Here is a 19,455-nt window from a genome sequence, read left to right as displayed (position 1 = left end):
CCTCCCGGAGGAGGACCGCCCGTTCGGCGGTACCGGCACCCGTGGGTGCGGTGGACCTACTTGCTGAAGCCCTTGAAGCGCTGGTTGAACTTCTCGACGCGGCCGGCGGAGTCGAGGATGCGCTGCTTGCCCGTGTAGAACGGGTGCGAGGCGGACGAGATCTCGACGTCGATGACCGGGTAGGTCGCACCGTCGAGCTCGATGGTCTTGTCGCTGTTCGCGGTCGAACGCGTCAGGAACGTCTCACCGGAAGCCAGGTCACGGAAGACGATGGCGCGGTACTCGGGGTGGGTGTCGGTCTTCATGGGGATTCCTCGGTGGATCGCGATGACGGAAGATGGGAAGTCGGTGGCGTACGCCAGCCGTCCACGTTACCAGACGACGGCGACGATCGGGAGCGTCGGAGCCGGGCGTGTCAGACGGCCCGGGCGGTCCAGCGCCCGGAGTCCTTCGACACGGTGAGCTCGACGCCGAAGGCGGTGGTCAGGGTCTCGGCGGTCAGGACCTCGTCGATGGGCCCCGCGGCCTGCACGTGCCCGTCGGCGAGCACGAGCGCGTGCGTGAAGCCCGCGGGGATCTCCTCGACGTGGTGGGTGACGATGACGATCGCCGGCGAGTCCTCGCTCTGCGCGTAGCCGCCGAGCGTGCGGACCAGGCTCTCGCGGGCGCCGAGGTCGAGCGAGGCGGCCGGCTCGTCCAGGAAGAGCACCTCGGGGTCGGTCATGACGGCCCGGGCGATCTGCACGCGCTTCTGCTCGCCGTCGCTCAGCTCGCCGAAGGTCCGCTCGGTGAACGAGCCGAGGCCCCACTCCTCGAGCACCCGCTGGGCACGACGGACGTCGAGCTCCTCGTACTCCTCGTTCCAGCGGCCGGTGACGGAGTACGCGGCGGTCAGGACGACGTCGATGACCTTCTCGGTCACCGGGATGCGGCGTGCGAGGGCGGTCGACGCGAAGCCGATGCGCGGGCGGAGGTCGAACAGGTCGGCGCCGCCCAGCTCGGTGCCGAGCACCTCGACCTCGCCGGAGGTCGGGAAGGTCTGCGCGCCGGCGACCTGCAGCAACGTGGTCTTGCCGGCACCGTTCGCACCGAGCACCACCCAGCGCTGGTCGTCCTGCACCTCCCACGAGATCCCGTCGAGGATGGTGGCCCCGTTGCGGACCACGGAGACGTCTGACAAGCGCACGACCGAGGGCATGTCGTCAGCCTACGCGAGCGGCGTCGGCTCCCCCGTCAGCGCCGCGCGCGGTCCGCGTCGGTGACGGCGCCGTCGGCGGCGGCGGCGCCGGACCTGTCGACGACGGACAGGAGGCCCGGTGCCGGTCTCGGGGACCGGCACCGGGCCTCCAGGCCGTCGGCTCGGGCGCGTCAGCGTCCGGCGAGGACCTCGTCGTACACGGCGCGCGTCTTCGTCGCGATCGCCGCCCAGGTGAACTCGCTCTCGACGCGCAGTCGGCCGGCGCGTCCCATGAGCTTCGCGAGGCCGAGGTCGGCCAGCACCTCGTTGAGGGTCGCGGCCAGGTCGGCGACGTACTGCTCCGGGTCGGTCGGGGTGCCGGTGCCGTCGGTCGCCTGGTCGATCGGCACGATGCGGCCGGTCAGTCCGTCGGCGACGACCTCGGGGATGCCGCCGGTCTTCGTGCCCACGACGGGGATCCCGCAGGCCATCGCCTCGAGGTTCACGATGCCGAGCGGCTCGTAGATCGACGGGCAGACGAAGACGGTCGCGCTCGAGAGCACGTGCACGATCTCGCGGTGCTCCAGCATCCGGTCGATCCAGACGACGCCGTCGCGACGGGTGCGGAGCTCCTCGACCAGCCCGGTGACCTCGGCGAGGATCTCCGGTGTGTCGGGCGCCCCGGCGCACAGGACGACCTGCACGTCCTCGGGCAGGGACGCCACCGCGCGGAGCAGGTACGGCAGCCCCTTCTGGCGGGTGATGCGGCCGACGAACACGACGCTCGGACGGTCCGGGTCGATGCCGAGTGCGCGGACGGCGTCGTCGTCGCGGTCCGGGGCCCAGTCGTCGATGTCGATGCCGTTGTAGACGACCTTCACGCGGTCCGGGTCGATCGACGGGTACGAGCGCAGGATGTCCGCGCGCATCGCCTTCGACACCGCGACGACGCCGTCGGCGTTCGTGAACGCCTCGCGCTCCATCCAGCTGGACAGGCGGTAGCCGCCGCCGAGCTGCTCGGCCTTCCACGGACGCAGCGGCTCGAGGCTGTGCGCCGTGACGACGTGCGGGATGCCGTGCGTCAGCTGCGCCAACCGGCCCGCGGAGTTCGCGTACCAGGTGTGCGAGTGCACGAGGTCGGCGCCCTCGACGTCGGCGGCGATCTGCACGTCGGTGCCGAGTGCCTGCAGCGCACCGTTCGCCTGCTCGAGGCCGGCGGGGGTCCGGTACGCCCACACGCCCTCCTCGTCGCGGAACCCGCCGAACGCCCGGACGCGGACATCGGTGTCCGTCCCGGACCGCAGCGCCGCGGTCAGCTGGGCAACGTGGACTCCGGCTCCGCCGTACACCTCTGGCGGATACTCCCTGGTCAGTAGATCGACTCGCACGCGTTCACGGTAACGGTTTCCCAGTGCTGACGCCTACTGTGAGCACCATGGCAACGAAGAAGGTATTCGGCATCGTCCTCGCCGGCGGCGAGGGGAAACGGCTCATGCCGCTCACGGCAGACCGTGCGAAGCCGGCCGTGCCGTTCGGTGGGAACTTCCGCCTCGTGGACTTCGCGCTGTCGAACCTGGTCAACTCCGGGCTCCAGCGGATCGTCGTCCTGACGCAGTACAAGTCGCACTCCCTCGACCGGCACGTCTCACAGACCTGGCGCATGGAGGGGCTGCTCGGCTCCTACGTCGCCTCCGTCCCCGCGCAGCAGCGGCTCGGCAAGCGCTGGTTCGCCGGCTCCGCCGACGCGATCCTGCAGTCGCTCAACCTGATGCGTGACGAACGTCCGGACATCGTCGTCGTGGTCGGTGCCGACCACGTCTACCGGATGGACTTCTCGCAGATGGTGGAGGCGCACATCGCCTCCGGCCGCAGCGCCACGGTCGCCGCGATCCGGCAGCCGATCGAGCTGGCCGACCAGTTCGGCGTCATCAAGGTCGACGACGCGGACCCGACGCGCATCGAGGCGTTCCTCGAGAAGCCCAAGGACGCCACCGGCCTGCCCGACTCCCCGAACGAGGTGCTCGCCTCGATGGGCAACTACGTGTTCGACGCCGACGCGCTCGTCGACGCCGTGCTGCGTGACGGCCAGGTCGAGACGTCGGACCACGACATGGGCGGCGACATCATCCCCGACTTCGTCGCGCGCGGCGACGCCGGCGTGTACGACCTGCAGCGCAACGAGGTGCCCGGGTCGAACGACCGCGACAAGTACTACTGGCGCGACGTGGGCACGATCGACTCGTTCTTCGACGCGCACATGGACCTCATCGCCCCCGTGCCCGTGTTCAACCTGTACAACCAGGACTGGCCGATCTTCAACCAGCAGACGAACCTGCCCCCGGCGAAGTTCGTCCGCGACGCGAACGGCAACACCGGCGCGACCGTCGACTCCATCGTCTCCCTCGGCTGCCTGCTCTCCGGAGCCCAGGTCGAGCGCAGCGTCATCGGGCCGTGGGCGACGATCGACTCGCAGGCGAAGGTGCTCGACTCGATCGTGTTCGAGCGCGCGACCATCGGCGCCGGTGCGATCGTGAACCGGGCCATCCTCGACAAGGACGTCGTCCTCGAGCCGGGCGCGTCGGTCGGCCTCGACCGCGAAGCCGACGAGGCCCGCGGCTTCACCGTCACCGACTCCGGCATCACCGTCGTCGGCAAGGGCGTCCGGGTCGAGGCCTGACCCGACCCGTCCGTCACGCACGAGGACCCCGTCACCCGGCCCCGGGAGACGGGGTCCTCGTGCGTCCGCCGTCACACGGGTCGACGTCCCGCTACCGTGGTCGGGTGCCGCGCTTCCTCGTCGTCCTCGATGCCGACTCCACCCTGCTCGAGGACGAGGTCATCGAGCTCCTCGCAGACGCCGCCGGGACCCGGCTCCGAGTCCAGGCGGTCACGGAGCGCGCCATGCGCGGCGAGATCGACTTCGCCGAGAGCCTCCGGGAGCGGGTGGCGACGCTGGCGGGCCTCCCGACCGAGGTCTTCGCGCGCGCCCAGCGGGTCGTCCGCGTCACGCGCGGTGCCGACGAACTGGTCCGCGGGGTGCACGCCGCCGGCGGCACGGTCGGCGTGGTCTCCGGCGGCTTCAACGAGGTCCTCGACCCGTTCGCGGACGCCCTGGGGCTCGACCACTGCCGCGCGAACCGTCTCGAGGTGCGCGACGGCGTGCTCACCGGGCGGGTGCTCGGCGACGTCGTCGACGCGGCCGCCAAGGCGGTCGCCCTCCGGGAGTGGGCGACGGCCGACGGTGTGGACCCGGCCCACACGGTCGCGGTGGGCGACGGTGCGAACGACCTCGCGATGATGGGCGTGGCGGCGTTGGCCGTGGCGTTCGACGCGAAGCCCCTCGTGCGCGCGCAGGCTGACGTGGCGGTCGTCGACCGCGACCTGTCCGTCGTGCTCGCGGCGCTCGGACTGCGGGGCTGAGGCCGAGCCGCGGTCGTGCGTGTCCGGCCGCTCAGTGCCCCATGCCGAGACCGCCGTCGACCGGGATGACCGCACCCGAGACGTAGCCGGCGCCGTCCCCCGCCAGGAACAGCGTGGCGTCGGCCACATCGTCCACGCTGCCGTACCGGGCCGCGGGGATCGCCTTCTTGAACTCGGCCTGCAGGTCCTCGGACAGCGCCGCGGTCATGTCGGTCTGGATGAAGCCAGGTGCCACGACGTTCGCGGTGATGCCGCGGCTGCCGAGTTCCCGCGTGATCGACCGGGCCATGCCGACCAGGGCCGCCTTCGACGAGGCGTAGTTCACCTGTCCGATCTGCCCGTAGGCGCCGACGACGCTCGACATGAGCACGATGCGGCCGAACTTCGCCTTCATCATGCCCTTCGTCGCGCGCTTGACCACGCGGAAGGTGCCGGTGAGGTTCGTGTCGATGACGCTCGTGAAGTCCTCCTCCGACATGCGGAGCAGGAGACCGTCGTTCGTGATGCCGGCGTTCGCGACGAGGACCTCGACCGGTCCGAGTGCCGCCTCGACCTCGGTGAACGCCCGGTCGACCGACGCCGTGTCGGTGATGTCGGCCTGCACGGTGAGCGCTCCCTCGGGGCCGCCCTGCCCCGAACGCGAGGTGACGGCGACGCGGTGTCCGGCGGCGACGAACCGGGCGGCCAGCGCGTGGCCGATGCCGCGGTTGCCGCCGGTGATGAGGACGGTACGGGGGGTGGTCATGGTCGCTCCGTTCGCTGGTGGTCGCACGCGCCTGGGGCCTGGGCCCGCAACACGCCCGCACGAGCCTACCGGTGCGCCCGCGGCGAACGGCCGGTCTCCGCAGGGCACCGGCCGATGTCGCCCCCCGGGCGTAAACTGGAGGCCGGCAGACGGAGACCCCACCGCATGAACCGCACCAAGAGCACGCAGCGCATCCAGCTCCAGCGAACGAGCCCGGAACCCGAGACGGACCGCCCGGTGTCCTCGCAGAACATCACCACCCTCCCGGACAACCCGGAGATCGACCGGGCCCACCGGTTGTCCCGCTACGTCTGGCAGATGGCCTTCCGCGTCGTCTGCTTCGTCGCGGCGGTGCTGATCTGGAGCGCGTGGCACAGCTGGATCGCCGTCCTCCCCATCGTCGCGGCGGCCATCGTGCCGTGGGTGGCCGTCGTGCTCGCGAACGCGGGCAACCGGACCGGCGGCGACGTCGTCCGTCCGGGCGGGGCCGTCGAGCTGTACGACGCGGTCGACCCGCACCTGCGCGAGGAGCAGGAAGAGGCCCGCGCCCAGGCCTACCGCGCCGAGCAGGAGCGGCTCCGCGACCAGGCACAGCGGGCGCAGGAGGACTGGCAGCGCAACGGCGACCGGTCGCGGGTGTGGGGTCGCCGCTGATGGGAGCGACGTTCGACCTGTTCACCGAACCCGGGGCCACGCCCGTGTGCTCGCGAGCCGGGTGCTCGTCGACCGCCTCGTGGCGGGTGAACTGGCGCAACCCGCGCATCCACGCCGCCGACCGCGTCAAGATCTGGGCGGCGTGCGACGACCACTGCGCCTTCCTCGCCGACTACCTCCGCTCGCGGTCGTTCCCCGTGCAGGTGACCGGCATCGACGAGGACCTCGACGCCCTCGACGACACCACCGCCCGCGTCGCGGGTGACGGGCGATGACGGACGGGTTCGATCCCGGATCACGGTACGGGCGGCGACACGCTGCCCGGATCCGTCACGCCAGCACCAGCACCTCCACCGCGGACGGTCCGTCCACCGACCCGGACGACCCGTCCGTCGGGTGGCGCTTCGTCCGCAGCCGCCGGTGGCTCGGGTACTTCGCCATCGCCGTGGCGTTCGCGATCGTCTGCGCCCTGTTCGGCATGTGGCAGTGGGACCGCCGCAACGAGGCCGTCCGCCAGAACGAGCAGATCGCGGCGAACTACGACCACGCACCGTTCCCGGTCGACGGCGTGCTCCCCCGTGCCGGCACGTGGCACGACGACCTCACCTGGCTCCGTGTCGAGGTCACCGGGCAGTACGACACCGACCACCAGCTCCTCGTCCGCAACCGCGTGCACAACGGCCAGCCGGGCTTCGAGGTGCTCACCCCCCTCGTGACCGCCGAGGGCCGCGCGTTCATCGTCGACCGCGGCTGGGTGCCCACGGGCAACCGGCAGGACCGACCGGACAGCATCCCGGAACCGCCGAGCGGCTCGGTCACCGCCGTCGTCCGTCTGCAGGAGTCCGAACCGCGGATCCCCGGCCGCACCGACCCGGCCGACTCCGACCAGGTGCAGTCGGTGACCCTCGACGACGTCGCCGCGAAGGCCGGGCACCCGATCTGGACCGGCGCCTACGGACAGCTCGACAGCGAGACCCCGGCGCCTCCGGACGCGCGCCCGCTCGGATGGGACCGACCGAGCGCGGACACGGGCCTGCACCTCAGCTACTTCATCCAGTGGTTCCTCTTCGCCGTCGGCGGGTTCGGCTTCCTCGCCTACGTCATGGTGCAGGAGTACCGGAACCTCAACCAGGACGACCCCGAGGAGCGCGTGCGCGCCCTCGACCGGCAGCGCCGCCGCGAGGCGAAGCCCAAGTCCGACGACGAGGTCGAGGACGAGCTGCTCGAGTCGAGGCGCTGACGCGCCACCGGGCCGACGGACGCGCCCACGCGTCACGTGACGGACGGGAGGCCCGTGGCCAGCTGGCCACGGGCCTCCCGTCCGTCGTCGCGGTGCGACACCGCTGCGTCGCCTCGACCGGTGCGCCGGCCGTGTGTCCGCCTACGCGAGCTCGATGAGCTCCGCGTACTCCTTGTTCCAGTGGTCCTCGGTGCCGTCCGGGAGCAGCAGCACGCGCTCCGGGTTGAGCGCCTCGACCGCGCCGGCGTCGTGCGAGACGAGGACGACGGCGCCCTCGAAGCCGGCCAGCGCGTTGAGGATCTCCTCGCGCGAGGCGGGGTCGAGGTTGTTCGTCGGCTCGTCGAGCAGCAGCACGTTCGCGCCCGAGACCACGATCATCGCGAGCGACAGCCGCGTCTTCTCGCCACCCGACAGGACCCCGGCCTTCTTGTAGCCGTCGTCCCCGGTAAACAGGAACGAGCCGAGCACGCGGCGCGCCTCGGTCTCGTTGAGGTCCGTCGAGGCGGAGACCATGTTCTCGATCACCGTGCGGTTGACGTCGATGTTCTCGTGCTCCTGCGCGTAGTACCCGATGCGCAGGCCGTGGCCCGGCTGGATCGCGCCGGTGTCGGGCTCGTCGGCCCCCGCAAGGATGCGGAGCAGCGTCGTCTTGCCGGCACCGTTGAAACCGAGGATGACCACGCGCGAACCACGGTCGATCGCCAGGTCGACCCCGGCGAAGATCTCGAGGGACCCGTAGGACTTCGACAGCCCCTCGGCCATGAGCGGCGTACGCCCGCAGGGAGCCGGCGTGGGGAAGCGGATCTTCGCGACCCGGTCGGCGACGCGCTCGTCCTCGAGTCCGGCGAGCAGCTTGTCGGCGCGAGCGACCATCTGGTGCGCCGCCGCGGCCTTCGACGCCTTCGCGCCGAACCGAGCGGCCTGGTCCTTGAGGGTCGCCGCCTTCTTCTCGGCGCCGGCCCGCTCCTTGCGGCGACGCTCCTCGTCGGCGACGCGCTGCCGCTGGTACAGCTTCCAGCCCATGTTGTAGATGTCGATGGTCTGACGGTTCGCGTCGAGGTAGAAGACGCGGTTGACGACCTCGTCGACGAGCTCCACGTCGTGGGAGATCACGATGACCCCGCCCGCGTAGGTCTTGAGGTGCTCGCGCAGCCACACGACCGAGTCCGCGTCGAGGTGGTTCGTGGGCTCGTCGAGGATCATCGTGTCCGCGTCGGAGAACAGGATGCGCGCCAGCTCGATGCGGCGACGCTGCCCACCCGACAGGGTCTTGAGCTGCTGGTCGAGGATGCGGTCCGGCAGCTTGAGGTTCGACGCGATCGACGCGGCCTCGGCCTCGGCCGCGTAGCCGCCGAGCGCGTTGAACTCGTCGTCCAGGCGGGAGTAGCGCTTCATCGCCTTCTCGGCGACGGCCGGGTCATCGCTCGCCATGTCGAGCGTCGCGCGGCGGATGCCGTCCACGAGCTCGCCGAGGCCGCGCGCATCGAGGATGCGCTTCCGGGCGGTGTCCTCGGGGTTGCCCGACCGCGGGTCCTGCGGCAGGTAGCCGATCTCGCCGGAGCGGTCGATCTTGCCGTCGGTCGGGGCGGCCTCCCCCGCCAGCGCCTTGGTCATCGTGGTCTTCCCGGCGCCGTTGCGGCCGACGAGGCCGATCTTGTCACCCCGCTCGACGCGGAAGGACACGTTCTCCATCAGGAGGCGAGCCCCGACGCGGATCTCGAGGTCGTGCACGGCAAGCACAGAGGTCGTCCAATCAGTTGGTGGATGTGCACAACGGTGTGTGCGGGAGGTGCACCGCTACGCTGACGGGACCGATGGTCCGAAACGGACCAGCAGTCCATTCTAGGAGAATCCATGACGAACGCCACCGGGTTCGCTCCCCGCGCAGTCCTCGCCGACCGTCTGCGGACGCACGGCATCGCCACCGACGCGGCCCTCGTCGCCGGCGGCGCGCTGTTCACGGCAGTGCTCGCGCAGGTCGAGGTCCCGATGTGGCCGGTCCCGGTCACCGGTCAGACCCTCGCCGTCGTCCTCGTCGGCGCGACGCTCGGTGCGCGCCGCGGCGTCCTCTCGATGCTCGTCTACGCGATCGCCGGCCTCGCCGGAGCGCCGTTCTTCGCCGACATGAACGGTGGCCTGCAGGCCCTGGCGCTGCCGAGCTTCGGCTACGTGATCGGCTTCATTCCCGCGGCCGGCGTGGTCGGCTGGCTGGCCCGACGCAACTGGGACCGCCACGTGGGCCGCGCCACCGCGGCGTTCCTGCTCGCCAGCGCGATCCCCTTCGTGACCGGCCTGCCGTACCTGGCCGTCGCGCTCGGGCAGCTCGGCGCCCCGAACGACCTGCAGTCGGTGCTCGCCGCCGGGCTGTACCCGTTCATCGTCGGCGGGATCGCCAAGGCACTCATCGCCGCGGGCGTCCTGCCGCTCGTGTGGAAGGCCGTCGGACGCCGCTGACAGCGAGCCGCGCTCGACGAGGGCCCCGCACCGACCGGTGCGGGGCCCTCGTCGTCTGCGGCACCACCACGCGCTGATGCCGACCGCCCGGATGCCGCTACGGCGGGGACCTCAGTCGCTGCACCGGGCGGCTCCGTCGCCGCGTCGGGAGCCTCCGTCGCCGCGTCGGGAGCCTCCGTCGCTGCTCGTGCCACTGCAGCTCGTGCCACCACGACGGACGGGAGGCCCGGTGCCAGCTGGCACCGGGCCTCCCGTCAGGTGTGGCGTCGTCTAGATCGAGAAGCCGAGCGCCCGCATCATCTCGCGGCCGTCGTCGGTGATCCGGTCCGGACCCCACGGCGGCATCCAGACCCAGTTGATCCGGAACGCGTCGACGATGCCGTCGAGGGCGTTCGCGGTGTCGTTCTCGATGACGTCGGTGAGGGGGCAACCGGCACTCGTCAGCGTCATGCTGATGATGAGCGCGCTCGCTTCGTCGTCCCAGGCCAGGTCGTAGATGAGCCCGAGGTCGACGATGTTCACGCCGAGTTCCGGGTCCTGGACCTCCTTCAGGCCCTCGACGACCTCGTCGAACTTCTCGGGGGCGAGTGTGGTGATCATCGTCACTCCGCCGAGGCGGCAGCGGCCTGCACGTAGCGGTCGTAGCCCTCGTTCTCGAGGCGCTCGGCCAGCTCGGGCCCACCCTGCTCGGCGACCTTGCCCGCGACGAACACGTGCACGAAGTCCGGCGTGATGTAGCGGAGGATGCGCGTGTAGTGCGTGATGAGCAGCACACCGAGGCCGGTCGATGCCTTGGCACGGTTGACGCCCTCGGACACGATCTTCAGCGCGTCGACGTCGAGGCCGGAGTCGGTCTCGTCGAGGACCGCGAACTTCGGCTTGAGGAGCTCGAGCTGCATGATCTCGTGGCGCTTCTTCTCGCCACCCGAGAAGCCCTCGTTCACGTTGCGCTCGGCGAAAGACGGGTCCATCTTGAGGTCGGCCATCGAGGTGCGGAGGTCCTTGACCCAGCCGCGGAGCGCCGGCGCCTCGCCGTCGATCGCGGTCTTGGCGGTGCGTAGGAAGTTCGACACCGTGACGCCCGGGATCTCGACCGGGTACTGCATCGCGAGGAACATGCCGGCGCGGGCACGCTCGTCGACGCTCATCGAGAGGACGTCGACGCCGTCGAGGGTGATCGAGCCACCGGTCACGTGGTAGCGCGGATGCCCGGCGATCGTGTACGCGAGGGTGGACTTGCCCGACCCGTTCGGGCCCATGATCGCGTGGATCTCGCCCTCGTTGATCGTTAGGTCGACGCCCTTGAGGATCTCCTTGACACCCTGGTCGGTGTCGATCGAGACCTGCAGGTCGCGGATTTCGAGAGTGGACATTGCGTTCCTTCGGTCGTGGCTGTGATGCGGCGTCAGCCGCGGAAGAAGTGGAGGGGTCAGTCGACGGGGACCGGGTCGTGCACGTCGACGTAGACGTCGCCGTCACGGACCTCGACCCGGAAGACCGGCACAGGTTCGTAGGCCGGGAAGTTCGCCGGCTTCCCGGTGATGAGCGAGAACTGCGAGCCGTGGGCCCAGCACTCGAGGGAGTCGCCCTCGACGAAGCCCTCGGACAGCGAGATCTCGCCGTGGGTGCAGGTGTCGCCGATGGCGTGCACCGTCCCCGCCGAGTCCTTCACGATCGCGACCGCGGTGCCGTCGACGACCACGCGCATCGGGCTGTCGACCGCGATGTCGCCCTCGGCGCAGACCTTCTCGGCCATCAGGCGTGCACCTCGGTGGTGCCCTCGGCCGGTGCAGCGAGGACGGTCCGCCCCTCGAGCAGTTCCTGCTCGACCGCGGCGATGAGCCGCTCCTCGAGCTCGGGCGCCCCGATCTTCTGGATCACCTCGACCAGGAACCCGAGGACGACGAGGCGACGGGCCTCCTCCTCGGGGATGCCGCGGGCCTGCAGGTAGAACAGCTGCTCGTCGTCGAAGCGACCGGTGGCGCTGGCGTGGCCGGCACCCTCGATGTCGCCCGTCTCGATCTCGAGGTTCGGGATGCTGTCCGCACGGGTGCCGTCGGTCAGCACCAGGTTGCGGTTCTGCTCGTAGGAGTCCGTACCGGGCGCCGAGCGGCCGATGAGGACGTCGCCGATCCACACGGTGTGTGCGCCGTCGCCCTGCAGTGCGCCCTTGTAGTTGACGCGGCTGCGGGTGTTCGGGGCGTCGTGGTCGACGTACACCTGCTGCTCGATGTACTGACCGGCGTCGGCGAAGTACACGCCGTACATCTCGACGTCGCCGCCCTGGGCACCGAGGTGCGTGGACGGGTTGACCCGGATGACGTCGCCGCCGAGCGAGACGACCACGTGCTTGAGGAAGGCGTCGCGGCCCACCTCGGCGAAGTGCGTGGACACGTGGACCGCGTCGTCGTCCCAGTCCTGCACCGTCACGACGGTGAGGCGGGCGCCGTCGCGGACGACGACCTCGACGTTCTCGCTGAGGAGCGCGGACCCGCGGTTGTCGATCACGACGATGCCCTGCGCGTGCGGCTCGGCGGTGATGACCGTGTGCGCCGCTCGGGGCTGCCGACCGAAGTCGGAGCGCGTCACCGTGATGAACTCGTGCTCGTCGGTGCCCTTCAGGGTGATCGCCAGGACGGCGTCACGCGCACTCCAGGCAGCCGCGGCCGCGCGGTCCTCCGGCAGACCGGCCCCGCCGACGCGAGGGTCGTCACTGCGACCCCACTCGACGTCCGCGCCCGAGGACTGCGTCGCCAGGAACGGGTACGCCGAGCCGTCGAGGGCGCCGTCGAGCAGCGGCTTGATCTTCTCGAGGGGCGCGAACTTCCAGTTGACCTCTCGGCCGGTGACCGCGGGGAACGCCTCGAGGTCGCCGGACCGGAACCGCTCGGAGCGGGTCTGAACCGGGACCTTGGAGTCCCAACCGCCGTCGGAGTGCGCGCGCGCGCCGTGCTGGTCCGTGCCGCCCGCGGCGAGCGTGCTCGCGGGCTCCGTCGGCTGGTCGATGTGGGGAGGAGGGGTGGTGCTGGACATCTAGCCGACGGATCCTTCCATGCTCATCTCGATGAGCTTGTTGAGTTCGAGTGCGTACTCCATCGGGAGCTCGCGGGCGATCGGCTCGATGAACCCGCGCACGATCATCGCCATGGCCTCGTCCTCCGGCATGCCGCGGGACATGAGGTAGAACAGCTGCTCCTCGCTCACGCGGGAGACGGTGGCCTCGTGGCCGAGCTGGACGTCGTCGATGCGGATGTCGATCGCCGGGTAGGTGTCGCTGCGCGACATCGTGTCGACGAGCAGGGCGTCACAGCGGACCGTGTTGGCCGAGTGGTGCGCGGCCGGGTCGACGCGGACCTCGCCGCGGTACCCGGCGCGACCGCCGCCGCGGGCGATGGACTTCGAGACGATCGAGGACGTCGTGTACGGCGCCATGTGGATCATCTTCGCGCCGGCGTCCTGGTGCTGACCCGGACCGGCGAAGGCGACCGAGAGGGTCTCGCCCTTCGCGTGCTCACCGGCGAGGTAGATCGACGGGTACTTCATCGTCACCTTCGAGCCGATGTTGCCGTCGATCCACTCCATCGTCGCGCCCTCGTGTGCGATCGCACGCTTGGTCACGAGGTTGTAGACGTTGTTCGACCAGTTCTGGATCGTCGTGTAGCGCACGCGGGCGTTCTTCTTCACGATGATCTCGACGACGGCCGAGTGCAGGGAGTCCGACTTGTAGATCGGGGCCGTGCAGCCCTCGATGTAGTGGATGTAGGAGTCCTCGTCCGCGATGATCAGCGTCCGCTCGAACTGGCCCATGTTCTCGGTGTTGATGCGGAAGTAGGCCTGCAGCGGGATCTCGACGTGGACGCCCTTCGGGACGTAGACGAACGAGCCGCCCGACCAGACCGCCGTGTTCAGCGCGGCGAACTTGTTGTCGCCGGCGGGGATCACGGTGCCGAAGTACTCCTGGAACAGCTCGGGGTGCTCGCGCAGCGCCGTGTCCGTGTCCATGAAGATGACGCCCTGCTGCTCCAGGTCCTCGCGGATCTGGTGGTAGACGACCTCGGACTCGTACTGCGCGGCGACGCCGGCGACGAGACGCTGACGCTCGGCCTCGGGGATGCCCAGGCGCTCGTACGTCTTGCGGATGTCCTCGGGGAGGTCCTCCCACGACTCGGCCTGGTTCTCCGTCGACTTCACGAAGTACTTGATGTTGTCGAAGTCGATGTCCGACAGGTCGGCACCCCAGGACGGCATCGGCTTGCGGTCGAAGGTCTTGAGCGCCTTCAGCCGGGTCGAGCGCATCCACTCCGGTTCGTTCTTCCGCTCGGAGATGTCGGTGACGACCTCCTCCGAGAGACCACGGCGCGCAGAGGCACCCGCAGCGTCGGAGTCGGCCCAGCCGAATTCGTACTGGCCGAGCCCTTCGAGTTCTGGACGGTCGATGAGCACGTCGGACATGGTCTCCTCGTTTCCTTCTCGCAACAGCGTCTCCGGGACAACCCCGTGGTGTCGGACACCATTCCACCGCGGACCGCCGACACGACGGGACCGGGTGTTGCTGCCTCGCAACGTCGATGCTTCCACGCAGTCCCGGCATCGGGCGGCGATCTCGGCCCATTCGGAGCCGGCGCCTGCCTAGACTTGACTGCTGCTGAACCCTCGAATCCTACAGGTCCAGGGCCCGGAACAACAGGAAGGCACCACCCTCGTGACTCGCGTCGCACCATCCGTCGAGCAGGACACCCCGACCTCGGCCTCCTGGTGGTCGCTCCCCCGGACCGTCGACCGTCGTGTCGTCGTCCTCGCGTGGGCGTCGTTCGTGGTCGAGGTGGTCCTCATCGGCACCGGCGGCCTCGTCCGGCTCACGGCCTCGGGCCTGGGCTGCCCGACCTGGCCGAAGTGCACGTCGGACTCCCTCGTGTCGACGCCCGAGATGGGCATCCACGGCGTCATCGAGTTCGGCAACCGGCTCCTCACCTTCGTGCTCGTGGTCGTCGCGATCGCGATGTTCCTGGCCGTGGTGCGGATGCGGAAGAACCGTCCGGAGCTGTTCTGGCTCGCGTTCGCCCAGGGCGCTGCGATCCCGGTGCAGGCCGTCATCGGCGGCGTGTCGGTCATCACGAACCTCAACCCGTACGTCGTGGGCCTGCACTTCGTCGTCTCCGCCGTGCTCACCAGCGTCACGGCGGCCCTGGTCTACCGGTCGGTGAACGGTCCCCGCCTCCGGGACCGCATCGTCCCGCCGTGGTACCTCGGCGTCGTCCGCCTCACGGTCGTCACCGTCGCCCTGACCGTCCTCGTCGGCATCCTCACCACCGGCAGCGGTCCGCACGCCGGCGCGAGCGAGCGCGTGGACGGCGGCGCACTGCACCGCACCGGTTTCGACACGGCGCTCATGGAGCACCTCCACGCCGTCCCCGCCTACGCGACGTTCGCCCTCACCCTCGTCCTGGTGATCGGTGCCGTCCGCCTCCGCATGGCGAGCCGTGCCGTGCTGCTGCTCTTGGTGGTCGAGTTCGTGCAGATCGCGGTCGGCCTCACGCAGGCGCGCACCGGCCTCCCGGTCGGGCTCGTCGGCGCGCACATGGTCCTCGCCGGCCTGCTCGTCGCGGCGATGACGGCCGTCGTGCTCTCGACGCGCTCCAGCGCCGGTCCGGCGGCCGTCCGCGGCGCCTGACGGCACCCGGCGCACGCGCGCCACGCCGCGGCCTGTGCGGGGACCGCCGTGTGTCGCGGTGCCTCGCGCAGGACGGTGCTCCTCGCTCCCGAGCAGCGTCCGCCGCTCCGGTCCCCTCGGCCGATCGTCCGGGCATCGTCCACCGGCCGGGCGGCACGCGGCCGCCCACACCGTGCCTCCTGGGCGGCCGTGCCGCGGCGCCGTCAGCGGGACGGGGTCAGGAGGAGTGGCGTCCCGGGTGTCCGTCGGCGGCGCGCGTCGGCGCGCTCGTCCCGCGCTGTCGTCGGCCGCTGACGGAAGGACACGGACGGGAGGCACGGCGCGGGCCGGCACCGCGCCTCCCGTCGGCAGGTCCGGCCGCGACGCCGTCGACGGTGCAGGGCACCGCTGGCGCAGGCGGACGTCGCGGGACGCGGCAGCGTCCGCAGCGCCCTTCGGCGTGCACGCCGCACTGCCCGGCTGCCCGGGATCGTTCGACCCCGACACGACGACGGGCCCGACCTCCGAGGAGGCCGGGCCCGTGTCAGGACGCGCAGGTCAGATGCTGAACGTGAACACCTGCGGCAGCAGCGGGTCGATGCCCACCGCGATGAACAGCAGCGTCAGGTAGGTGATCGAGCTGCGGAACACGCGCATCGGCTGCACCTGCTCCATGTGCTGGATCGCCCGGTTGTAGAGCAGGTGAGACTCGACGACGAACCAGATGCCCGCGGCCAGCGCGACGACCGTGTAGAGCGGCCCCATGTTCGCGACCGGGACGAGCAGCAGCGAGCAGACGAGCGTCGCCCAGGCGTACAGCACGACCTGGAGACCGACGACGGTGCGGCCCCGGACGACCGCGAGCATCGGGACGTCGGCGGCGTCGTAGTCGTCGCGGTACTTCATCGACAGCGGCCAGTAGTGCGGCGGCGTCCAGAGGAAGATCACCATGAAGAGGATGACCGGCGCCCAGGTGAGCGACCCGGTGACGGCGGCCCAGCCGATGAGGACCGGCATGCAGCCCGCGGAGCCGCCCCAGACGATGTTCTGCGGGGTCCGGCGCTTGAGCCACAGCGTGTAGACGAACACGTAGATGAGGATCGCGGCGATGCTCAGCGCGGCGGCGAGCCAGTTCACGAAGACCACGAGGACCACCGTCGAGGCGATCCCCAGCGCCCACGAGAAGACCAGGGCCTCCCGGTCGGACAGCTCCCCGGTGACGAGCGGCCGCGTGCTGGTGCGCTTCATCAGACGGTCGATGTCGCGGTCGATGTAGCAGTTGAACGCGGACGCCGACCCGGCCGACATCGCACCACCGAGCATCGTCCAGAACACGAGCCACAGGTCGGGCACGCCGCGTTCGGCGAGGAACATCGTCGGCGCGGTGGTGACGAGCAGGAGCTCCATCACGCGCGGCTTGGTGAGCGAGACGTACGCCCGGACCTTGCGGGACAGCATCGACCGACGAACGGTGTCTGGCCTGGTCACGGTGGCAGTCGGCAAGGGAACCTCAGTCTGTTTCGCTGCAGCTCGCACGCTCGGGTGGACGTCACCGTCGGCGTCGGGGCGTGCGTGTCCGCGGAATGGTCGCGGATCACCGACAGTTTACGTGATGGACGGCGCCACGACGATGTCCCGCCGCCGCCCACACCGGATCCGCACGAGCGGGACACGCCCGGACGACCGTGCACCACCGGACGGTCATCAGCACCGCGACGTCACCTGGACACCTTCTGAGTGCCGGTTCACTATGCTGGAGAGGCCCTCCCGCAGCGTGCCCCGAAGACGTCGGCCGCGTTCGAGCCGGTCGGCCGCCGGAGACGGCGCCGCGACGGAGCCCCGGGTGGGCACCATGTCCGTGCGATGGCACGAGCCCTCGCACATGTCGCATCAATGAAGGGTCAACATCCAAGTGGCTGAATTCACCTGGGACGCCATCGACCGGAAGGCCGTCGACACGGCCCGCGTCCTCGCCGCCGACTCTGTCGAGGCGGCCGGCAACGGTCACCCCGGCACCGCGATGAGCCTCGCGCCGCTGGCTCACCTCCTCTTCCAGAAGGTGATGCGTCGCGACCCGAGCGACTCCACGTGGATCGGTCGCGACCGCTTCATCCTCTCCGCGGGTCACGCCTCGATCCTGCAGTACGTGCAGTTCTACCTGCACGGCTACGGCCTCGAGCTCGACGACCTGCAGCACCTGCGCAAGTGGGGCTCCAAGACCCCGGGTCACCCGGAGTACGGCCACACCGACGGCGTCGAGATCACGACCGGCCCGCTCGGCCAGGGCCTCGCCTCCTCCGTGGGCTTCGCCTACGCGCAGCGCTTCGAGCGCGGCCTGTTCGACCCGGAGACCCCGGCCGGCCAGTCGCCGTTCGACCACTACACCTACGTGATCGCCGGCGACGGTGACATGCAGGAGGGCGTGACGAACGAGGCCGCGAGCCTCGCCGGCCGCCAGCAGCTCGGCAACCTCATCGCGTTCTACGACTCGAACCAGATCTCGATCGAGGACGACACCGACATCGCGTTCTCCGAGGACGTCCACGCCCGCTACGAGGCGCTCGGCTGGCACGTCCAGGTCGTCGACTGGAAGAAGACCGGCGAGTACAGCGAAGACGCCGAGGCGCTCCACGCCGCCGTCGAGGCCGCCAAGCAGGTCCACGACAAGCCGTCGCTCATCGTCCTCAAGACGATCATCGGTTGGCCGTCGCCCACCAAGCAGAACTCCGGCAAGATCCACGGCTCCGCCCTGGGCGCCGACGAGCTGAAGGGCCTCAAGGAGGTCCTCGGCTTCGACCCCGAGAAGACCTTCGAGGTCGACCCGGAGGTCCTCGACCACACCCGCGGCTCGATCGCCAAGGGCCAGGCCGAGCACGCCGAGTGGCAGAAGAGCTTCGACGCGTGGGCCGCGGCCAATGCCGACAAGAAGGCGCTGTTCGACCGCGTCCAGGCCAAGGAGCTCCCGGAGGGCCTCGAGGCCGCGCTGCCGGTCTTCACCTCCGAGAAGGCCGTCTCGACCCGCGCCGCCTCCGGCAAGGTCATCAACGCCATCGCGCCGCTCATGCCCGAGTTCTGGGGCGGTTCCGCCGACCTCGCCGAGTCGAACCTCACCACGATCGAGGACGGCAAGTCCTTCGGTCCGGCCGAGGCCTCGACGAAGACCTGGACCACCGACCCGTTCGGCCGTGTCCTGCACTTCGGCATCCGCGAGCACGCCATGGGGTCGATCCTCAACGGCATCGTCCTGCACGGGAACACCCGTCCCTTCGGCGGCACCTTCCTCATCTTCAGCGACTACATGCGCCCGGCGGTCCGTCTCGCCGCGCTCATGAAGGCGCCGGCGATCTACGTCTGGACGCACGACTCCATCGCCCTCGGCGAGGACGGCCCGACGCACCAGCCGATCGAGCAGATCAGCTCGCTCCGTGCGATCCCGGGTCTCGACGTCGTCCGCCCGGCCGACGCCAACGAGGTCGCGTACGCGTGGCTCGAGATGCTCAAGCACCAGGACCGCCCGGCCGGCATCGCGCTGAGCCGTCAGAACCTCCCGGTCTTCGAGCGCGGTGAGGGCGACGCCTCCGGCGAGACGCTCGCCTCGGCGAAGAACGTCGCCAAGGGCGCCTACGTCCTGGCGGAGGCCCCGAACGGCACGCCGGACGTCATCCTGATCGGCACGGGTTCCGAGGTGCAGATCGCCATCGACGCCCGTGAGCAGCTCAAGGGCGAGGGCATCAACGCCCGCGTCGTCTCGGCTCCGTCGCTCGAGTGGTTCCACGAGCAGGACGAGGCGTACCGCGAGTCGGTGCTGCCGAAGGCCGTCAAGGCCCGTGTCTCGGTCGAGGCCGGGATCGCGATGAGCTGGCGGGACATCGTCGGCGACGCCGGTCGCAGCGTGTCGATCGAGCACTTCGGTGCCTCGGCCGACTACCAGAAGCTGTTCGAGGAGTTCGGCTTCACGACGGAGCACGTCGTCGCCGCCGCCAAGGAATCCATCGCAGCAGCGTCCTGACCCACGGGGCCGGGTCCGGACATCCGGACCCGGCCCTTCGTCCGGGAGGCCCGCGGCGACCCCGCCACGGACCTCCCGCCCCGGGGGCCACGCCCCCGCACAGACC

19 protein-coding genes are annotated in these 19,455 nt (G+C 70.4%); 8 read left to right on the top strand and 11 right to left on the bottom strand.

Going from position 1 to position 19,455, the window contains the following annotated elements:
* Positions 1 to 56 precede the first annotated feature (56 nt).
* From KM842_RS04915 to glgA, 3 genes are all read right to left on the bottom strand, one after another.
* Positions 57 to 305 (bottom strand): type B 50S ribosomal protein L31, encoded by a 249-nt coding sequence (locus tag KM842_RS04915; RefSeq protein WP_017887280.1) that lies wholly within the window; start codon positions 303 to 305, stop codon positions 57 to 59.
* A 110-nt stretch (positions 306 to 415) separates the two neighbouring features.
* Positions 416 to 1,198 carry an ABC transporter ATP-binding protein gene (locus KM842_RS04910; RefSeq protein WP_216261374.1) on the bottom strand — a complete coding sequence of 261 codons (783 nt, stop codon included), beginning with the start codon at positions 1,196 to 1,198 and terminating at the stop codon, positions 416 to 418.
* Positions 1,199 to 1,368: 170 nt separating this feature from the next.
* Positions 1,369 to 2,565: a glycogen synthase gene (gene glgA / locus KM842_RS04905; protein WP_216261373.1), complete on the bottom strand. Its 1,197-nt coding sequence runs from the start codon at positions 2,563 to 2,565 to the stop codon at positions 1,369 to 1,371.
* Between the two features lie 47 nt (positions 2,566 to 2,612).
* Between glgA and glgC the strand changes: the two genes are divergently transcribed.
* Both glgC and serB read left to right on the top strand, forming a co-directional pair.
* Positions 2,613 to 3,854 carry a glucose-1-phosphate adenylyltransferase gene (glgC, locus tag KM842_RS04900; protein ID WP_216261372.1) on the top strand — a complete coding sequence of 414 codons (1,242 nt, stop codon included), beginning with the start codon at positions 2,613 to 2,615 and terminating at the stop codon, positions 3,852 to 3,854.
* A 104-nt stretch (positions 3,855 to 3,958) separates the two neighbouring features.
* Positions 3,959 to 4,597, top strand: a complete 639-nt coding sequence (gene serB, locus KM842_RS04895; protein WP_216261371.1) for a phosphoserine phosphatase SerB — start codon at positions 3,959 to 3,961, stop codon at positions 4,595 to 4,597.
* 31 nt (positions 4,598 to 4,628) lie between these two features.
* Here the strand turns inward: serB and fabG are convergent, their stop codons facing one another.
* Entirely contained in the window at positions 4,629 to 5,342 is a 714-nt protein-coding gene (gene fabG / locus KM842_RS04890) for a 3-oxoacyl-ACP reductase FabG (RefSeq protein WP_216261370.1), read from the bottom strand.
* Between the two features lie 165 nt (positions 5,343 to 5,507).
* Here fabG and KM842_RS04885 point away from each other — a divergent pair, with 165 nt between their 5' ends.
* From KM842_RS04885 to KM842_RS04875, 3 genes are read left to right on the top strand one after another with little or no spacing between them, the layout of a single operon-like run.
* Complete coding sequence (locus KM842_RS04885; protein WP_216261369.1) at positions 5,508 to 5,996, top strand: DUF3099 domain-containing protein; 489 nt, start codon at positions 5,508 to 5,510, stop codon at positions 5,994 to 5,996.
* Positions 5,996 to 6,271: a hypothetical protein gene (locus KM842_RS04880; RefSeq protein WP_216261368.1), complete on the top strand. Its 276-nt coding sequence runs from the start codon at positions 5,996 to 5,998 to the stop codon at positions 6,269 to 6,271. Before KM842_RS04885 ends, KM842_RS04880 begins: the two co-directional genes overlap by 1 nt.
* Positions 6,268 to 7,236, top strand: coding sequence for an SURF1 family cytochrome oxidase biogenesis protein (locus KM842_RS04875; RefSeq protein ID WP_216261367.1), 969 nt, complete (start codon positions 6,268 to 6,270; stop codon positions 7,234 to 7,236). The genes KM842_RS04880 and KM842_RS04875 overlap by 4 nt, the downstream gene beginning before the upstream one ends.
* 141 nt (positions 7,237 to 7,377) lie before the next feature.
* Here the strand turns inward: KM842_RS04875 and KM842_RS04870 are convergent, their stop codons facing one another.
* Positions 7,378 to 8,976, bottom strand: a complete 1,599-nt coding sequence (locus KM842_RS04870; protein ID WP_216261366.1) for an ABC-F family ATP-binding cassette domain-containing protein — start codon at positions 8,974 to 8,976, stop codon at positions 7,378 to 7,380.
* A 114-nt stretch (positions 8,977 to 9,090) separates the two neighbouring features.
* Between KM842_RS04870 and KM842_RS04865 the strand changes: the two genes are divergently transcribed.
* Positions 9,091 to 9,690, top strand: a complete 600-nt coding sequence (locus tag KM842_RS04865) for a biotin transporter BioY (RefSeq protein ID WP_216261365.1) — start codon at positions 9,091 to 9,093, stop codon at positions 9,688 to 9,690.
* 270 nt (positions 9,691 to 9,960) lie between these two features.
* On the opposite strand, the gene KM842_RS04860 is transcribed toward KM842_RS04865, so the two are convergent.
* From KM842_RS04860 to sufB, 5 genes are read right to left on the bottom strand one after another with little or no spacing between them, the layout of a single operon-like run.
* Positions 9,961 to 10,290, bottom strand: a complete 330-nt coding sequence (locus KM842_RS04860; protein ID WP_216261364.1) for a metal-sulfur cluster assembly factor — start codon at positions 10,288 to 10,290, stop codon at positions 9,961 to 9,963.
* A 2-nt stretch (positions 10,291 to 10,292) separates the two neighbouring features.
* Positions 10,293 to 11,063, bottom strand: a complete 771-nt coding sequence (gene sufC / locus KM842_RS04855) for a Fe-S cluster assembly ATPase SufC (RefSeq protein ID WP_216261363.1) — start codon at positions 11,061 to 11,063, stop codon at positions 10,293 to 10,295.
* 56 nt (positions 11,064 to 11,119) lie between these two features.
* A complete protein-coding gene (locus KM842_RS04850) occupies positions 11,120 to 11,446 on the bottom strand; it encodes a non-heme iron oxygenase ferredoxin subunit (RefSeq protein ID WP_216261362.1) in 327 nt (108 codons plus the stop codon).
* Positions 11,446 to 12,723 (bottom strand): Fe-S cluster assembly protein SufD, encoded by a 1,278-nt coding sequence (gene sufD, locus KM842_RS04845; RefSeq protein WP_216261361.1) that lies wholly within the window; start codon positions 12,721 to 12,723, stop codon positions 11,446 to 11,448. Before sufD ends, KM842_RS04850 begins: the two co-directional genes overlap by 1 nt.
* The gene (gene sufB, locus KM842_RS04840; RefSeq protein ID WP_216261360.1) at positions 12,724 to 14,142 is read right to left on the bottom strand and encodes a Fe-S cluster assembly protein SufB; all 1,419 of its coding nucleotides are present in this window, start codon (positions 14,140 to 14,142) and stop codon (positions 12,724 to 12,726) included.
* Positions 14,143 to 14,392: 250 nt separating this feature from the next.
* Here sufB and KM842_RS04835 point away from each other — a divergent pair, with 250 nt between their 5' ends.
* Complete coding sequence (locus KM842_RS04835; protein ID WP_216261359.1) at positions 14,393 to 15,361, top strand: COX15/CtaA family protein; 969 nt, start codon at positions 14,393 to 14,395, stop codon at positions 15,359 to 15,361.
* A 537-nt stretch (positions 15,362 to 15,898) separates the two neighbouring features.
* On the opposite strand, the gene KM842_RS04830 is transcribed toward KM842_RS04835, so the two are convergent.
* Complete coding sequence (locus KM842_RS04830) at positions 15,899 to 16,828, bottom strand: heme o synthase (protein WP_216261358.1); 930 nt, start codon at positions 16,826 to 16,828, stop codon at positions 15,899 to 15,901.
* A 424-nt stretch (positions 16,829 to 17,252) separates the two neighbouring features.
* Here KM842_RS04830 and tkt point away from each other — a divergent pair, with 424 nt between their 5' ends.
* Positions 17,253 to 19,349, top strand: a complete 2,097-nt coding sequence (gene tkt, locus KM842_RS04825; protein WP_216261357.1) for a transketolase — start codon at positions 17,253 to 17,255, stop codon at positions 19,347 to 19,349.
* Positions 19,350 to 19,455: the final 106 nt, after the last annotated feature.

The organism is Curtobacterium sp. L6-1, assembly GCF_018885305.1.
GTDB lineage: Bacteria > Actinomycetota > Actinomycetes > Actinomycetales > Microbacteriaceae > Curtobacterium > Curtobacterium aetherium.
This window is presented reverse-complemented; position numbering and strand designations above follow the sequence as displayed.

Excerpts from the sequence above, each read along its gene's own strand:
- KM842_RS04915 (WP_017887280.1), bottom strand. The coding sequence starts at position 305 with ATGAAGACCGACACCCACCCCGAGTACCGCGCCATCGTCTTCCGTGAC.
- KM842_RS04910 (WP_216261374.1), bottom strand. The coding sequence starts at position 1,198 with ATGCCCTCGGTCGTGCGCTTGTCAGACGTCTCCGTGGTCCGCAACGGG.
- glgC (WP_216261372.1), top strand. The coding sequence starts at position 2,613 with ATGGCAACGAAGAAGGTATTCGGCATCGTCCTCGCCGGCGGCGAGGGG.
- fabG (WP_216261370.1), bottom strand. The coding sequence starts at position 5,342 with ATGACCACCCCCCGTACCGTCCTCATCACCGGCGGCAACCGCGGCATC.
- KM842_RS04885 (WP_216261369.1), top strand. The coding sequence starts at position 5,508 with ATGAACCGCACCAAGAGCACGCAGCGCATCCAGCTCCAGCGAACGAGC.
- KM842_RS04880 (WP_216261368.1), top strand. The coding sequence starts at position 5,996 with ATGGGAGCGACGTTCGACCTGTTCACCGAACCCGGGGCCACGCCCGTG.
- KM842_RS04875 (WP_216261367.1), top strand. The coding sequence starts at position 6,268 with ATGACGGACGGGTTCGATCCCGGATCACGGTACGGGCGGCGACACGCT.
- KM842_RS04865 (WP_216261365.1), top strand. The coding sequence starts at position 9,091 with ATGACGAACGCCACCGGGTTCGCTCCCCGCGCAGTCCTCGCCGACCGT.
- KM842_RS04860 (WP_216261364.1), bottom strand. The coding sequence starts at position 10,290 with ATGATCACCACACTCGCCCCCGAGAAGTTCGACGAGGTCGTCGAGGGC.
- sufC (WP_216261363.1), bottom strand. The coding sequence starts at position 11,063 with ATGTCCACTCTCGAAATCCGCGACCTGCAGGTCTCGATCGACACCGAC.
- KM842_RS04850 (WP_216261362.1), bottom strand. The coding sequence starts at position 11,446 with ATGGCCGAGAAGGTCTGCGCCGAGGGCGACATCGCGGTCGACAGCCCG.
- sufD (WP_216261361.1), bottom strand. The coding sequence starts at position 12,723 with ATGTCCAGCACCACCCCTCCTCCCCACATCGACCAGCCGACGGAGCCC.
- sufB (WP_216261360.1), bottom strand. The coding sequence starts at position 14,142 with ATGTCCGACGTGCTCATCGACCGTCCAGAACTCGAAGGGCTCGGCCAG.